Source organism: Neobacillus niacini (assembly GCF_023715415.1).
Taxonomy (GTDB): domain Bacteria; phylum Bacillota; class Bacilli; order Bacillales; family Cytobacillaceae; genus Neobacillus; species Neobacillus niacini_C.
The window spans coordinates 357,680-372,723 of sequence record NZ_JAMBOB010000004.1 but is presented as its reverse complement, the minus strand read 5'-3'; the positions used below and the strand labels follow the sequence as shown (position 1 = coordinate 372,723).

Annotated in this window: 12 protein-coding genes; 3 read left to right on the top strand and 9 right to left on the bottom strand. The window is 41.0% G+C overall.

Going from position 1 to position 15,044, the window contains the following annotated elements:
• Window positions 1–16: 16 nt before the first annotated feature.
• Both M3189_RS11100 and M3189_RS11095 read right to left on the bottom strand, forming a co-directional pair.
• The gene (locus M3189_RS11100; RefSeq protein WP_251634129.1) at window positions 17–493 is read right to left on the bottom strand and encodes a GNAT family N-acetyltransferase; all 477 of its coding nucleotides are present in this window, start codon (window positions 491–493) and stop codon (window positions 17–19) included.
• A gap of 59 nt (window positions 494–552) precedes the next feature.
• The gene (locus tag M3189_RS11095) at window positions 553–1,272 is read right to left on the bottom strand and encodes a metallophosphoesterase family protein (protein ID WP_251634128.1); all 720 of its coding nucleotides are present in this window, start codon (window positions 1,270–1,272) and stop codon (window positions 553–555) included.
• 153 nt (window positions 1,273–1,425) lie between these two features.
• On the opposite strand from M3189_RS11095, the gene purU reads away from it, so the two are divergent.
• Window positions 1,426–2,325 (top strand): formyltetrahydrofolate deformylase, encoded by a 900-nt coding sequence (gene purU, locus M3189_RS11090; protein ID WP_251634127.1) that lies wholly within the window; start codon window positions 1,426–1,428, stop codon window positions 2,323–2,325.
• A gap of 75 nt (window positions 2,326–2,400) precedes the next feature.
• Here purU and M3189_RS27140 read toward each other — a convergent pair whose 3' ends face one another.
• Window positions 2,401–3,171 (bottom strand): CPBP family intramembrane glutamic endopeptidase, encoded by a 771-nt coding sequence (locus M3189_RS27140; RefSeq protein ID WP_251634126.1) that lies wholly within the window; start codon window positions 3,169–3,171, stop codon window positions 2,401–2,403.
• Window positions 3,172–3,328: 157 nt separating this feature from the next.
• Between M3189_RS27140 and M3189_RS27135 the strand changes: the two genes are divergently transcribed.
• Both M3189_RS27135 and M3189_RS11075 read left to right on the top strand, forming a co-directional pair.
• A complete protein-coding gene (locus tag M3189_RS27135; RefSeq protein WP_251634125.1) occupies window positions 3,329–4,573 on the top strand; it encodes a sensor histidine kinase in 1,245 nt (414 codons plus the stop codon).
• Window positions 4,548–5,201, top strand: a complete 654-nt coding sequence (locus tag M3189_RS11075; RefSeq protein WP_251634124.1) for a response regulator transcription factor — start codon at window positions 4,548–4,550, stop codon at window positions 5,199–5,201. Before M3189_RS27135 ends, M3189_RS11075 begins: the two co-directional genes overlap by 26 nt.
• A 46-nt stretch (window positions 5,202–5,247) precedes the next feature.
• Here the strand turns inward: M3189_RS11075 and sleB are convergent, their stop codons facing one another.
• The 6 genes from sleB to M3189_RS11045 all read right to left on the bottom strand — a co-directional run bounded on the left by sleB (window position 5,248) and on the right by M3189_RS11045 (window position 14,858).
• A complete protein-coding gene (gene sleB, locus M3189_RS11070; RefSeq protein WP_251634123.1) occupies window positions 5,248–5,967 on the bottom strand; it encodes a spore cortex-lytic enzyme in 720 nt (239 codons plus the stop codon).
• A gap of 103 nt (window positions 5,968–6,070) precedes the next feature.
• Complete coding sequence (locus tag M3189_RS11065; RefSeq protein ID WP_251634122.1) at window positions 6,071–9,802, bottom strand: S8 family serine peptidase; 3,732 nt, start codon at window positions 9,800–9,802, stop codon at window positions 6,071–6,073.
• A 156-nt stretch (window positions 9,803–9,958) separates the two neighbouring features.
• The gene (locus tag M3189_RS11060) at window positions 9,959–11,251 is read right to left on the bottom strand and encodes a helix-turn-helix domain-containing protein (RefSeq protein WP_251634121.1); all 1,293 of its coding nucleotides are present in this window, start codon (window positions 11,249–11,251) and stop codon (window positions 9,959–9,961) included.
• A gap of 150 nt (window positions 11,252–11,401) precedes the next feature.
• Window positions 11,402–12,397, bottom strand: a complete 996-nt coding sequence (locus M3189_RS11055; protein ID WP_251634120.1) for an NAD-dependent epimerase — start codon at window positions 12,395–12,397, stop codon at window positions 11,402–11,404.
• Window positions 12,394–13,797, bottom strand: coding sequence for a hypothetical protein (locus M3189_RS11050; RefSeq protein ID WP_251634119.1), 1,404 nt, complete (start codon window positions 13,795–13,797; stop codon window positions 12,394–12,396). Before M3189_RS11050 ends, M3189_RS11055 begins: the two co-directional genes overlap by 4 nt.
• Window positions 13,797–14,858 (bottom strand): glycosyltransferase, encoded by a 1,062-nt coding sequence (locus M3189_RS11045; protein WP_251634118.1) that lies wholly within the window; start codon window positions 14,856–14,858, stop codon window positions 13,797–13,799. The genes M3189_RS11050 and M3189_RS11045 overlap by 1 nt, the downstream gene beginning before the upstream one ends.
• Window positions 14,859–15,044 lie beyond the last annotated feature (186 nt).

Sequence of the window (15,044 nt, the reverse complement as noted above, 5' to 3'; positions counted from 1 at the left end):
GACAAATTGTCCTCGGCTATTTTTCATTCTTTACCATGGTAATAAATTTGATAACGCCTCTACTAAACTCCATTTTTTTAACAAATCCAAGTTTCGTATAAAGGTGGATCGCTCTTTGGTTAAAATCTGCAACCGTTAATCTGAGAGAATCAACTTTGTAGGTTTCTAGAATATAGGAAAGGATGAATGAGAAGAATTCCACTCCAAAACCTTGACCGGTTAAGGAAGGGTTCATTCCAATTCCGATATCATTTATATCCTCGGAATAAGCACCTACAGTGTTGCCAAATGGCACTTGAGCTGCGCTGCCAATACAAAAGAATCCAATAAGTGTCTCGTCAGTATTCAACACCGCATAATAAGGGTTTTCTAGTAATTCAATAAGAGATTCAGAGCTTTCTTCGTTATTATAAAAATCATAGGGGGCTTCGTATTTCCAAGTAAGGATCTGTTTAGCGTATTCCTCCGTCATCCTCTTTACAACTAACTCCATTTCTAAATCCTCCCTTCTTAAAAGTAAAACCGCCGCCGTTACATACAGCGGCGATTTTTTTATATTTTCGCAGTCCGTATGACTTTACTCATCATTTCTGCGTTTGGATAGTTAACTTCATGATAGAGTGCGACGACATGTTCGAGATCGTAGTTTACTCTTCTGATGGATGTTTTTAGATGGCCATCCTCGATTTCGACCAGACCATAGGATGCCTTAGTCAGACCATCGAATGGCAACCCCACACTGCCGATATTCATTATGACCTTGCCATTGAGAAAACGAATATAGGGCTTGTGGATATGTGCATAAACATATACCTGTGCTTCCTGTGTCTGCATGAAACTAGATTCAATTTCGCTGTCATCGGCGTTTGGCAGTACGATATCAAATAAACTTGTAGGTGTAGCATGAAAAGCAGTAATTTCAACACCCTCAAATCGTACATTTAACTGAACAGGCAGGCTATTCAAATAATCGATATCTGATGAATCAAGCTGCTCCACAATCCATTGGCGTTCAGTGTTCATCAACTCCAATGCTTTTTCAGGAACTTCCCCTTCCTGGACTCCTCGGACCACCCATTCATCGGCATTTCCTTTAATCACTTCAGTATGTAAAGACCGAACTAAATCAAGAGAGCGTTTAGGCTCAGGTCCACGATAGCAGATGTCACCAAGTACATAAATTTTATCAATCCCTTGCTGCTCGATATCTTTGAGAACAGCATCTAGTGCGATGGCATTCCCATGTATATCCGAAATAAAAGCGATTTTCATTCAAAGAAGACCTCCTTTTTTAAAATTTTACCATTAATGGTTTAAAAAATAAAAATAGTAGAATAGAAAAATTAGAATTTTCAAGAAAAACTTCGCTTATATGGGCTGTCTACTGTATAATCTTTTCTATTAATAAAAGCGAGGTTATGAAAAATGAACACATTTATAAAGGACCAAATTGAGTTATTTCAAAAAGAAAATCGGAACCGTGGACGTCTATTGGTCAGCTGTTCGGATCAGCCTGGGATTGTATCAGCCATCTCGCAATTTTTATTTTCCTATCAAGCCAATATCATTGAGTCGAGTCAGTATTCAACGAATCCGGAAGGCGGGGTCTTTTTTATCCGAATTGAATTTGAATGCCCGGGTCTAAAGGAAAAGGCGAAGGAGATGGAGGAGAAGTTTGCAGCGATTTCTGAGACGTTTTCGATGGATTGGAAATTAACGCATGTCTATCAGGTGAAAAAAGCAGCAATCTTTGTATCGAAGGAGCTTCACTGCTTGCTCGAACTGCTATGGGAATGGCAAAGCGGTGATCTAATGGCGGATATCGCGCTCGTAATCAGTAACCATGAGGAAGCAAGAGATGCGGTTGAAGCCTTAAATATCCCATTTTATTACATTCCAGCGAATAAGGATATCCGTGCTGAGGTGGAAGCACAGCAGCTTCAGCTATTAAAGGAGTATGAGATTGATTTAGTGGTATTGGCACGTTATATGCAAATATTAACACCAGAATTTGTAGCCGCCAATCCCAACAAAATCATTAATATTCACCATTCCTTTTTACCTGCGTTTGTAGGGGCAAGACCATACGAACGTGCCCATGCCCGTGGTGTAAAGTTAATTGGAGCGACCTCCCATTATGTCACAAATGACCTTGATGAAGGACCGATTATCGAACAGGATATTGCCCGTGTGGATCACCGTGATGACACGGATAATTTGAAAAAAATTGGCCGCAGAGTGGAAAGAAGTGTATTGGCTCGAGCAGTGAAATGGCATATTGAAGACCGCATTATAGTCCATCAAAACAAAACGATTGTTTTCTAGACTTCGCTTTAGTGAAATAAAGAGGCTGACCAAAAGGATGGAATTTATCCTCCTTTAAGTCAGCCTTACTTTTCATTATAAAGGTGTGGTTATATGAGTTACTTGCTGGTTGTTTGTTGATTTTTTTAAAATATAGAGGGAGTATAGTAAAAATGCTAAGTTAAGCAGTAAAAAAATACTTAACCATTTCAGTGAATACTCCGTACTATGAATGCCATAGGCCCCAGTTGCCCCATATTCTACTGCATCAAGGACAAAGTGGAATAGAATAGCTGGGAGTAAGCTCTTATTTGCCAAAACCATCGCTGTCAGGGCCATACCGGCGAAACTCGCCCATCCAAATTGGAATAGAGCATATGTCACGTCCCCGCCTACAAAAATATTACCAAGGTGTGCTGCCCCAAAAAGGAGTGAAGGAACAATAATGGCAACTGCTTTACCAAACGGTAAAATCGCACGAAGAAGAATGCCTCTAAATAAAATCTCTTCGTTCACTGCAACACCTACCGCTGCAATCAGCAATAGCGGAATATGCCCCATTGTAGAATGAAAACCAAGATAGAAGGCCAATGTGATTGGAATAAGAAGTGCCGGTATCCAAACATACCAATCTTTTGATGAAGAGGGCATCTTCAAGCCAATTTCTTTGTCAATTTTCACCCATTTTACGGCTAAGAAAACAGTGGTTGCATAGATGAGCATGATTAACCAGCCTAAATCCTTTTCAACAGTGAGTTCCGGGTTAAACGATTGAATCCCCTTCACAGCCAACATTCCAATTAATCCTCTTCCAATCATTACTACAAGAAATAACACAATTCCATGACGATATAAAAAGTTTTTCACTTTAATTTCTCCCTTTTCCTTCAATTTTGTATCTTCATTATCGACTAGAATGGGTCATACCTAATAGTGCACTTCGTCATAAGGGGGTCATATGACTTTTATGACTTTTGCCTTTTTGGAAAAAAAGGGAAATCAGTGAGGATGTGGAATATAGTAAGTGATAAAAATCAAAAAATTGAAGGTGCTTATTATGCTGCCAATTCGGCATGAAACTCATTGGGTTTATAAAACGGCACAAATCACAAGGATATGCTGGTTTGTCTTTCATTTGTTATTTCTTGCTATCTTCCTTTCTTCCATGCCCTTCTTCTGGCTGATCCTGCCGTTGTTCTTTGCTGCATTCCTGATTCCACAATGGTCTGGAATAAAGATGGAAAGCTTTGGTGTGAAACACTATCCTTTACTTGAATTAATCTTTAGCGGGCTATTTTTAATTATAGGCTGTTATTTGTTAGGGAAGTATTCGTCTTTTTTGGCCTATCCTGCACTTTGTGCCGGTATTTATAGCAAACCAGGAAAGGGAAGATGGTGGTTATGGGCAGGATTTTCACTTGTACCGTTCCTTGCTGTACTTGCAGTAGGATTGAATCATTTGGGTCTAGGAGTCATCGATGGGTTTTTCTTATTTGGTATTGGTATATCAGTAGCAAAGGTGATTGAAGCAGAAAAGAAGACGCAAATGCTACTTGTTGAAAACACCAGGCAGAATCAACTTTTAGAGGAATACGCAAAACAAATTGAAAAGGTCACGTTATTGGAGGAGCGGAATCGCTTGGCGCGAGATCTCCATGATACGGTTGGGCATACCTTTACCTCTGTTATTATGGGACTAGATGCTGCATCTTTTCTAATGAAAACATCACCGGAGAAAGCGCAGCAACAAGTGGATGTGTTAACGGATGTGATGAGGAAATCATTAGGGGAAGTACGATCTCAGATTCATCAGATATCACCAAGTGGGGAAAGAGAAGAACTATCTTTCCAGCTGAAAAAAATTGCAGATGAATTTGCTTTCCATACAAAAACGACTATCCATTTTGAATTTATTGATCATCAGGACATCACTATTTCCTCTCAAGCAACACTCACTTTTATACGGTGTCTTCAGGAATCGCTAACCAATGCTATCCGTCATGGACATGCCAATGAAATAACAATTACCCTAAAAGTAGATTCCTCACATGTGATTCTTTTGATTCATGATAAGGGCATTGGTATTCGCAATGTAAGCTATGGATTTGGGCTTAACGGAATGAAGGAGCGGCTGGAATCCCTCCAAGGTGGATTGAGTGTTGAATCAAAGGAAAACGAAGGGACGGTTGTTACTTGTTTTTTACCGCTACTTGCAAGCCGTTTTAGAGAGGAGCTTAAACACAATGATAAAAGTGTTAATAGTGGATGACCAGGAGCTGATTACGGCAAGCCTTGCGATTGTTTTGGGAGGGGAAGCCGACATTGAAATTGTCGGTACAGCTGAAAATGGGAAAGTCGCATTGGAGTTAACAAAACAGCGTTCTCCTGATGTTGTGCTGATGGACATCCATATGCCTGTAATGAATGGGGTCGACGCCACCGCCCAAATTAAAAGCCAATTTCCTTCTGTAAAGGTGATGATCGTTACAACCTTTGAGGAATTAGGGTATGTTCGGGATGCGTTAGCTGCGGGCGCAGAAGGGTATTTATTAAAAGCCATTCATCCAAAAGATCTTGCTGCCGGAATCAGACTCGTCCATCATGGTGGAACCCTGATAACTCAGGAGATTGCAAAGCAGTTAATTACACAGTGGATAACCCCATCGGAAAAAGTAATGGAGGAAAAAAGTAATCATGATTTTGGACTTACAGAAAGAGAAATAGAAATAATAGAGGAACTATCAATGGGATTAACCAATCGTGAAATCGCCCGAAAGCTTTATTTAACAGAAGGAACGGTGAAGAATTATATTTCAAATATTTATTCCAAATTAGATGTGACCGGAAGGCATAAAGCCGTTTTTAAAGCAAAAGAACAAGGTATTATCAAGCCTTAGACACTTAAAAGAGAGAAACTGCCATTGCAAGACAGTTTCTCTCTATTTATTTACAAAATATATGTTTCCCAATTTTCTTAATCTGCGATCTACTCCAAATCCAGCTGCTTGTCGCTGTATCAGGATTAAAGTAATAAATGGCATTACCCGTAGGATCCCATCCATTTAAGGCATCCAGCACAGCTTTTTTTGCTGTTTCGTTTGGTGTTAAATTAATTTGTCCATCGGCAACAGCGGTAAAGGCACCTGGTTCATAGATAACACCGCCGACCGTATTAGGGAATGAAGCACTTTGGACTCGGTTCAAAATAACCGCAGCGACTGCAACCTGGCCGATGTAGGGTTCCCCGCGTGATTCCCCATATACGGCGTTTGCCATTAGTTGAATATCATTTTGGCTGTACCCGCCTGGAACATTGGCGCCTACGCTGCCTGTATTGCCTTGCTTTTGATATTTTGTGGCTTTCACCAGCATAGCCTTCGTTTTTGCCCCAACAACCCCATCGACAGGAAGACCAAACTTATCCTGAAAGTTTCGAACTGCCCAGTAGGTATTCCAGCCAAACACACCATCAATCTTACTCTTAAAAAAGCCATTATACGTAAGGCGTGTTTGCAGCTCAATCACATCTTCCCCGGAAGAGCCCTGCTGAAGTACCTGGTTTGAAAAAGCATGGATTTCTTTCACTTGGTCGCTGTTTACGAAAAGTGTAGCCGTTAGAAAAATAAGAATCAGTGGAATCTTAAATAAGGTTTTCCTCTGCAATGTTCATCCTCCTAACATTTTACTTAATTAGTTATATACTTCCATAGTTTTTATCTTTTACTCATGAAAAAAGAGACCAGTTATGAAAACTGGTCTCTAGAATTTACCTTAGTCCATACGCCTTTATTATTTCTTGTTTGATTCTATTGCCTTTGTCATCCCAGGCACTTGCTCTTAGTGAGACATTGCTACCAGCTTTGTTTGGATGTTTAATCTTCGCGCTCCAGCCAGTACCGTCTGACACTAGATCTACCTTTTCCCAAGTTTGGCCATCGTCAAAGGAAACTTCTAATTCTGCACCTTCCACGACTCCGTTTCCTGGGGCACCCGGAATTTGATGCACGGATAAGCCAAGCTGAGTTGATTTACCTGCAATAGCATCTCCGTTCATGTCCGTATCGATTTTATAATCAAGTGATAAAAGTGGAAGTGCAGAGTGGAATTCTTCCTCTTTTTTAGACCAAAATTCCCACTCGGTATGGGTACGAATTGATGTATCCCAGCGTTCTGGATTACGAGAGGTGTCTGTTACGATTCGATATTTCGTGTTTTCCTCTGGCTGCTCTACAAAAGAGTAGATGGCTTGCCCAGCGGCTTTTCTCACGAGCGTATCTTCTCGATAAAACTCGATTGTTTGCTCTCCAGGATAATTCGTGTCTGCTCCTGTATGTCCATTACCTGAATCGGCCCATGCAGGAATATTGATCACAAAGTAATTTCTGTCACGGTAAGGTGCCCAGAAGCCTTCGCCAAGACGAGGACGGGCAACAGGTGAAAACCATTCCTCCGCGAACTTTTGACCAGGTTTGTAACTCACTTTTGGCTGACGAACTTCCCACTGTGCATCAAACACACCAGCCTGATGGTACCAGGATGTTCCCTCTTGGGCGGATACCCATTCGGTACGTACAGATGGGAGTGATAGTTGGAGCAAGAAGCCAGTTCCTGCAAAGCTGTGAGGCAGAAGATCATAGCGGAACTCCGAACCTATTGCATTACGGTCTGATTTATATTCTGAATCGATTTTTACAAGATCCTTCGTTTTTGGTGCATAGGTTAAATCCTTTGGTATTGCGCCGTGATGCATATCAACAAGGTCATAAATGAATTCACTGTCAGGAGTACCCTTGACGTTTAATGTCAGTTTTCCAGACTTTGCTGCCTCTACGAGCTGTTTTCCCTCCGTACCGCTAACACCCGCTACGGCCAGCGGAGTATCTGAAAGGGAGAAATCTGGATTTTCAATTCCCACCCATTCGCTAAGCTCTTGTGGTTTATCGTTTACGGTAATCAATAGTTTTGCTCCAGCCTCCAATGCTGCAGCAGCACGTACTTGACCAGAAACTTCATCACTGCGTTCCACCACAACGGCTTTTCCTTTTACATTAAGACCTGCATAATTGTCAGGAGCACCTTTTCCTGCATAGACTGCTTCTAAATTGTGTATTCCTTTTAAAAGCGTACTTCCAGCCTGAGGGATATCATCCAGCTCTTTGCCTTGGAAGTTGATTGTCAAGGTTGGTTCAGCCAGGCGCCAGCGTGTAGCGAGGGTGAATTCTCCTTTTTCTACTTCTTTTGTAGGCTGAGCGTACATTTTATCCACCCATACTGGCATGACATAGATATCATTCATACTAGATTCACCAGTATTGCGGTAATATTCTAATTTCCGATAATTTGCTTCTGTTTTCTTTGGAACGTTTACTTGAATTTCCTCTGCCTTACGGGCATCCAGTTCAACGGTTTGTGGGCCGTTCAGATTAATTTCTGGATCCCCAACCAGGGCAACACCCCTGTGGTCTGTATCACTATCAACATCCATCATACTCATAACCGAATAGGTGCCAGGCACCAATCTCAGTTCCCTTGTTCCGTCCACTGCAAAAAACTCTGGAACCCCACTCGGACCAACGAGGTTAAAGTAGGCAAGGGCAGGTGATCCGTTACGGTCGGTTGCATTGATAGTAAGAGAATATTTTTCATCTTCCTTTACCATGGCCAAAGCAGTATGGACAACAGTATCTCCATCCATAGCAGCTGAAATGTGACCTTGATAACGAGTGCCAAGAGCGGCAAGCTGAAGATCTAGTGACACCTTTACTTCAGCATTGCTGTTAGGAGCCACAGTCACTTTGTCTGTTGAAAGTGTAATCATTCCTGAAGGTGCTGTTGAATTATTGCCGTCAGAAACGGAAGCAGTGAGATCCAGTGTAACCTCCTGGTCACTGTCATTGGTGTACGTAATGGTTTTCTCTACTGGACTGTCGTCTTCATGCGGCCAGTCAAAGAATCCAAAATCGAGTGAACCTGTCGCACGGACTGTATCAAAGACAGCAGCCGCTACGTCAAGACGTCCAGTTCCACCCTCAAATGGTTTAATATAATCTAGTTGCTTGGTCGTGCTCATTAGTGCATCTTTTAGTTGTACGCCTGTCCAATCCGGATGAACCTGTGCAAGAATCGCTGCTGCACCTGAAACGTGTGGTGTGGCCATTGACGTTCCATCCATCGTCATATACGAACCGCTGCCATTGCTAAATTGAGAGCGGGCTGCGAGAATTCCTACACCTGGTGCGGTAAGGTCAGGCTTTAATCCAGAATTTCCATTTTGCGGTCCCTTGGAGGAGAACCAAGCAAGCTGATCAGACTTGTCAACAGCACCTACTGTAAGAGCTGAATGAGCTGATCCTGGTGAATTAATTCCTTCCATGCCCGTATTACCCGCAGCAATGACAAACAGAGCACCTGTCTCTGCAGTTAAGTTATTAACGGCTTGTGCCATTGGATCGGTGCCATCGCTTGGCTCGTTGCTGCCAATGCTCATATTAACAATTTTGGCATTTTCTGCAGCCCATTCCATCCCATCGATAATCCAAGAATCTTGGCCAAATCCTTCATTACTAAGGACCTTTCCGACGAGTAAATCTGCTCCTTTTGCGACCCCTTTATTTTTTCCTTCCGATGCAGCACCGGTTCCAAGTACAGTTGAAGCTACATGGGTACCATGTGCGTGATAGTCACGAACATCTTCATTTGGAACAAAGCTCTTTGCATCAACCATTTGACCTGCGATGTCAGGATGCTCTGCATCAATTCCTGTATCAAGTACGGCTACTTTTACTCCGCTTCCATCGTAACCGGCTTCCCAAGCAGTTGGTGCCCCAACCTGAGGGACACTTTGTTCAAGTGTTGCTTCTACCCGGCCATCCAGCCAGATTTTTTCAATTCCTGGTGCTAGTATTGCTTTTGAATTTTTTGTAGATTGATTCTTTGTTATGTCCTGCCAAAAGTTACTTGCTTCCTTTTTATCTGTAGAGAGGGCAACCCCATTTATGCTCTCAAGCACATGGGTCTTTTTAGAGCCCTTTGGTGTTGGTAATGCTCCTGAACGAGCTTTTGATTCTGAGTATTGCACAATAACAGGCAACGTCTTCTGTGCGGCGTCATCATAGCCATCTTTAATGAGTGCAGTCACATTAAATAAACTCTGATCCAAGAAACCAGAAGCTAAATAAGGCATCGCTTGATCAGGAATGACATATGTATCTTTGTCCACGGTCAAAATTCGTGCACCACCACCCGCTGTGGCAGGTTCCACGTTAATGACACGCTGTCCATCTGCAAGCTCTGTCACCGTTACAACATCACCAGTAATGAGCGTAAGCACTTGCCTGCCTTTACTTGCTTTTGCATTAATTCCCTGCGGATTTGTAATGGCGGTTTTGCCATCGCCGGCCTTACCTGAATCATCGGCAAATGCCTGAAGTGTTGGGACCGCGAGCAGAGCTGTTGTCATCATCAGTGCAAAATACTTTTTATACTTTTGCTTGGCCATCGTTCACATTCTCCCTTTCTAGTAAAAAATGATTCTTGTAGCTACTTTTAACTATAGATGGATTTAAAGAGTCTGTTAATTGGGACAATTTGCTAAATTCGACAAAAAAGGACAATCGCTCTACGCAATTGTCCCGTAAATCTAGTGTACTCGTGATCATTTTTCTCGTATAGCGGCTTTTCGTAAGTCAACGGGTGTCCCGATGTTGGTAAGCAGGTTTTTCAGGTGTTGATTGGATATATGAAGATAGTGGTTTGCAGAAAGGAAGTCCTGTTTTTCTTCATAATAGGCAGCAACCATCTGAAGATATTTCATTCCTCTATCGATATTCATATGATGTTCGATAATAGGCAGTCCATATTTAATGATATAGTGAATCAGCATTTTCTTAGAACCAGCTGCTTCTAGATAAAGGATTTTCAATTCAATATAGCGCGGCGATTTTTGATCGTGAAAGGTGTCTAACACCTCAGATAACAGGTGAGCAACCTTTTTATTTTGCGAAAAAGATAGAAGTGCCTCGGCCAGGTAGGAAATCGTTATATAATAGGAAGCCGAATTCTTTTCTTTGTGTTGAAGAGCCTGTGAATAATAATCTAGCGATTCTTCTATTTTCCCTTGTCTGTAATATAAGAATCCGAGATTATGTAAAGAAAGTGCCTTTGTATCTGTATCTTGAAGCATCTCTGCATCATTTAATGTTTGACCTAACATCTCTTTTCCTTTATCAAATTCCCCAATATAAATGAAATTAACAGCTAGTATCATTTTGAGATGAACCATTCTTAATAGATTGTTTGTCTGCTGAAGCACATGCAATGCTTTATACGCATAATGAATCGATAAAGAATAGTGGCATAAGTGCCCGTGCAAAGCTGACCGAAAAAAATAATACTCTGATATCCTTGTCTGATATTGCTCTGCCAGTTCTTCATTCTTCGTCAGGAATAGGAGAGCTTGGGAGAATTGTTCCTTTTTTCCATAATAGATCGCTTGAAGCAAATCCCACACATATGACTCAAATGGAGAAAATTTTGAGAGATAGTTATGAATACCTCGAGATGATTTTTCAAAGGCTGAAAAATCATCCATAAGCAAGTGATAGCGGAGCATATATAACTCATACTGATAAATCATGTCTGTGCAATGCACATATTCCTTGCAATCCTGTAATTCTTTATATATTACCGAGGCTTTTTCTTGGTGCAGCCGCTCCATTGTCCCGTAAAAGATATCCAGCTTCTGCCTAACCAACTCGCTCTTTTTGTTTTCTTCCTCGATGGAAATATCCAATCTATCACATAGCATTTGGAGTGTTTTGAGATTCGCTTCTTTTACATTGTTTTCAATTTTACTTAAGTGGGTGACCGAGCAAATGCCTTGGCAAAGCTGCTCTTGCGTCTTATTTTGCTTCCTTCGATGGTAATAAATCACTTTTCCAATTGACATACAACCAACCTGCTCTCTCGTAAAAATGAATGTATTCCTATTGATAGTATACTGGATGACTTTCAGCAGTTCTTGTGGTTTTACTAGTCAAATAGTATGATTTTTTATTAAAAAACAATCCCCTCAATCAAGTAGAGGGGATGGGGCTGGTTATGAATGATATTTTTTATACCAATCTACGAAATGACCTAAGCCTATTTCTAATGGAGTAGCAGGGGAGAATCCGGCTGCCTCCTGTAAATCTGTAATATCTGCATAGGTTTCTTTCACGTCTCCAGGCTGCATCGGAAGAAATTCGATGTTGGCTTTTTTGTCAATTAACTTCTCTAAGGTGTGAATGAAATCCATTAATCTGACAGGACGATTGTTGCCAATATTATAGATTTTGTAGGGAGCATGACTAGTGCTTGGATCGAGGTTTCTGTTTGAATCGGGTATCGGCGGATGATCAAATAATTTGACAATTCCTTCAACAATATCATCGATATACGTGAAGTCTCTTAGCATGTCACCATTATTAAATACCTGAATGGTATTTCCTTCGATAATATCCTTCGTAAAAGAGTAATAGGCCATATCAGGTCTACCCCAAGGTCCATACACGGTGAAAAAACGAAGACCAGTAGTCGGGATAGTAAATAAGTGACTGTAGGTGTGAGCCATTAATTCATTTGCTTTTTTCGTTGCTGCATAGATACTTACCGGGTGATCAACAGAGTCTTGGGTAGAGAAGGGGGTTTTAGTATTGGCTCCGTAAACAGAACTAGATGAAGCATAAAGTAAGTGCTCCACTTGATAATGCCTGCAAGCCTCTAAAATATTCACAAACCCCACTAAATTGGAATGAACATAGGAATGTGGATGGGAGATACTATAACGGACTCCGGCCTGAGCAGCTAAATTAATGACAATGGGGATGGAATGATTCTCGAATATTTGATTTAGTGAAGGCTGGTCTGCTAAATCTACTTTATAAAATGTAAACTTATCGTTATTCTCTAATTGTCTTAGCCGCTCTTTTTTTAAACAAATATCGTAATAATCATTAAGGTTGTCCACACCGATAACATAATAATTTTCAGCTAACAAACGTTTAGAGAGATGGAATCCAATAAAGCCTGCTGCACCTGTCACTAATATTTTCATTTTTTACCCGATCCCTTTTTACGATCATTTCCTTTCTTATTATCCTTGTTATCTCTTTTGCCGCCATGCGCTCTTTTCTTATCGTGGTCATTATTCCGATCATTTCCTTTTTTATGGTCACGGTCTTTGCCCTTTTTACCGTCATGCCCTTTATTGTGCCCTTTTTCCTTTTTACCACCGCGGGATTTTATTGCTGGGAGTACTGTAGGAATATCTTTAATTTCCATTTGGACTTCCTCTTCGGTGAGAGGGATTGGTGTTTTCGTCCATTCTGCATGTGTGACAGGGTCAAGAATCTGAACCTGCTCAAGAAAAGCAGTCAGGAAACCTCGCTCATGGAGGTTTTGGAAAAGTTCAAGGGGTCTTTCTTGAAGACGAGAGAACGAATACACATGGTCGACCATTTTAAAGCCTTTGTTCGTGACAAAAACATGCCGTAATGGAGCGTCAATTTGTTTGAATCCTGCCTGTTTTTGGGAGGTTACAATCTCTAATAAAAGTTTCGTTACGACTAATGGAAGGGTAGTTTGTTTTTTTAGAAAGGTGTTTAAGTCTGGCCCCACTAAATATTCCATGACAACGTAATTATCGCCTGTTTCATATACTTTTGGAATAAAGGAAAGATCTTGATTCGCCAGGAGAATGGTCTTTTCCATATTACAATGCTCTGGCTTTCCATAGATTTTCACGCATCGATTCTCGGCTATGCGATAGACCGCACCTTGGTGACCGGCACCAATTAATGTTTGCGAAATGGCGCTGTCGACTTTTACTCCTTCGCCGTCTCCACCCGAATATACGGGGATGTTCCGATAATCGAGTTTGTTCTCGTTAAAATATTGCTGCCATAATTCAAATGTTTTTGGTTCCATCTTTCTAACTTGAGAAAGAAAGGATTCTTTAAGCAGCATCATGTTTAAATCCCTCAATAATTTTAGTGGTACAGGATGAATGCGTTTGAAGGCATTTACGTGGTCAATTACTTTTAATTCTTCATTTTCAAGGACAAAAATATGTCGAAGCGGGGCATCGACCATCGTGAATTGTGCCTGTCTCATTTCATTTAAAATCGAAAGAAGTTTTCTGGTAAATCTTTCTGGGACGTAGGTGCAATTCCGGAGATATTCCTTTAATGTAGGCGCATTGAAGTATTCCATGACAATATAGTTATCCCCATAGCCATATAAACGCGGGAAAAAGGATAAGTGCTGGCCAGTTTTTAATGCTTCTAATTCCATTTGGGCTTGAAGGGTGTTGCTGTAAATTTTCACACAGCGCTCTTCCGATAGCTTAAAGACGGCTCCTTGTGCACCCATGCCAATTAGTGGATAGCTAGTGGGGTTGTCGATTAGCAGAGTTTTTGGACCTTTGGTTACTTGTATTAATCTGAAATCTTCCATCAGAATCCCCCTAACAATTCATTATAATAGTTGGCCTGCAAGAGAAGCTGTTTATTCTGGTCAAAGTTTTGCTCTACTTTTTGACGTGCAGCTAGTGAGAACTTTTGCCAAGAGCCTCTGTCCATTAGCATGTATTCCAATGCTTGTGCGAGATGGTTAACATCGTTCTCCCGAACCAATATTCCTTCTTGGTTATGGGTGATGATCTCTGGAATTCCAGCATGGTTGGTTGCGAGGACTGGAATCCCAGTGGCCATTGCCTCTTTTATTGTATTTGGAATTCCTTCCACATCGCCATTTGAAGCTGTTAAGCTCGGTGCGCAAAATAAATCTGCTTGTCCCATTAGTTCTGGAATCATAGCTTTCGGAACACGATTTAATAGACGAAAGGAAGTACCTAAATTTAGCTGGGCGGCTAGAGATTTAAGATATCCTTCCAATTCACCCCCGCCAATAATCGTAAGTGTAGCGTGTGGGAATTTCGATTGAATTTTTTTAAATGCCTGCATTAAGATATGGTGACCTTTCTTTTCGACTAACCTTCCAATGGAAATGATGTTTTGAGTGCCATTTTGATTAGGCGCTCTGTATGGAAATAAATCGAGGTCAACCCCGCCATACAATATTCGGATTTTCTCAGAGGGACATCCCCACATATTAATTTGCTCCGCTAAATACTGACATACAGGGAAAAATCTCTCTCCTTGGTCAAAAAGCAATTTCATTCCATCCAAATAGCCAACTGGCTGATTGGCAAGAGTTGCATCTCTGCCACGAATACTAGTTACAAGAGGAAGAGAGGTTTCTTCTTTAAATGGAAGAAGTAATTGCCCTAATTGGCCATGATGGGCATGTAAGAGGTCGATCTTATTCTTTTTGACATATTCCTTTGGCGAGAATATTTCACTTAGGTAGTGTACCTGCTCATTGAGAAGAGGAAGATTGATCATATACTTGGGCTGCCGCACCAAATGAATATAATCATAACCAGGAATATTGCGAATTTGAGGAATGTATTGGGTCGGGTCAACTCTAAGGTTTAAATGCATAACTTTTGGCAATTGATTGATCTCCTTTCAAGAATGTATTAAAACTTAATCCTTTAAAATTAAGGTATGCATCCTTAAAAAGGAGGCTTGGACAAATCGGAAAAAACACAAAATGCGCCACAGTCATTAAAGACTGTGACGCATAATTTATTAGAAATGAGATTTGTCTAGCTTCAGCGCCTGTGCACTAAGGAAAGC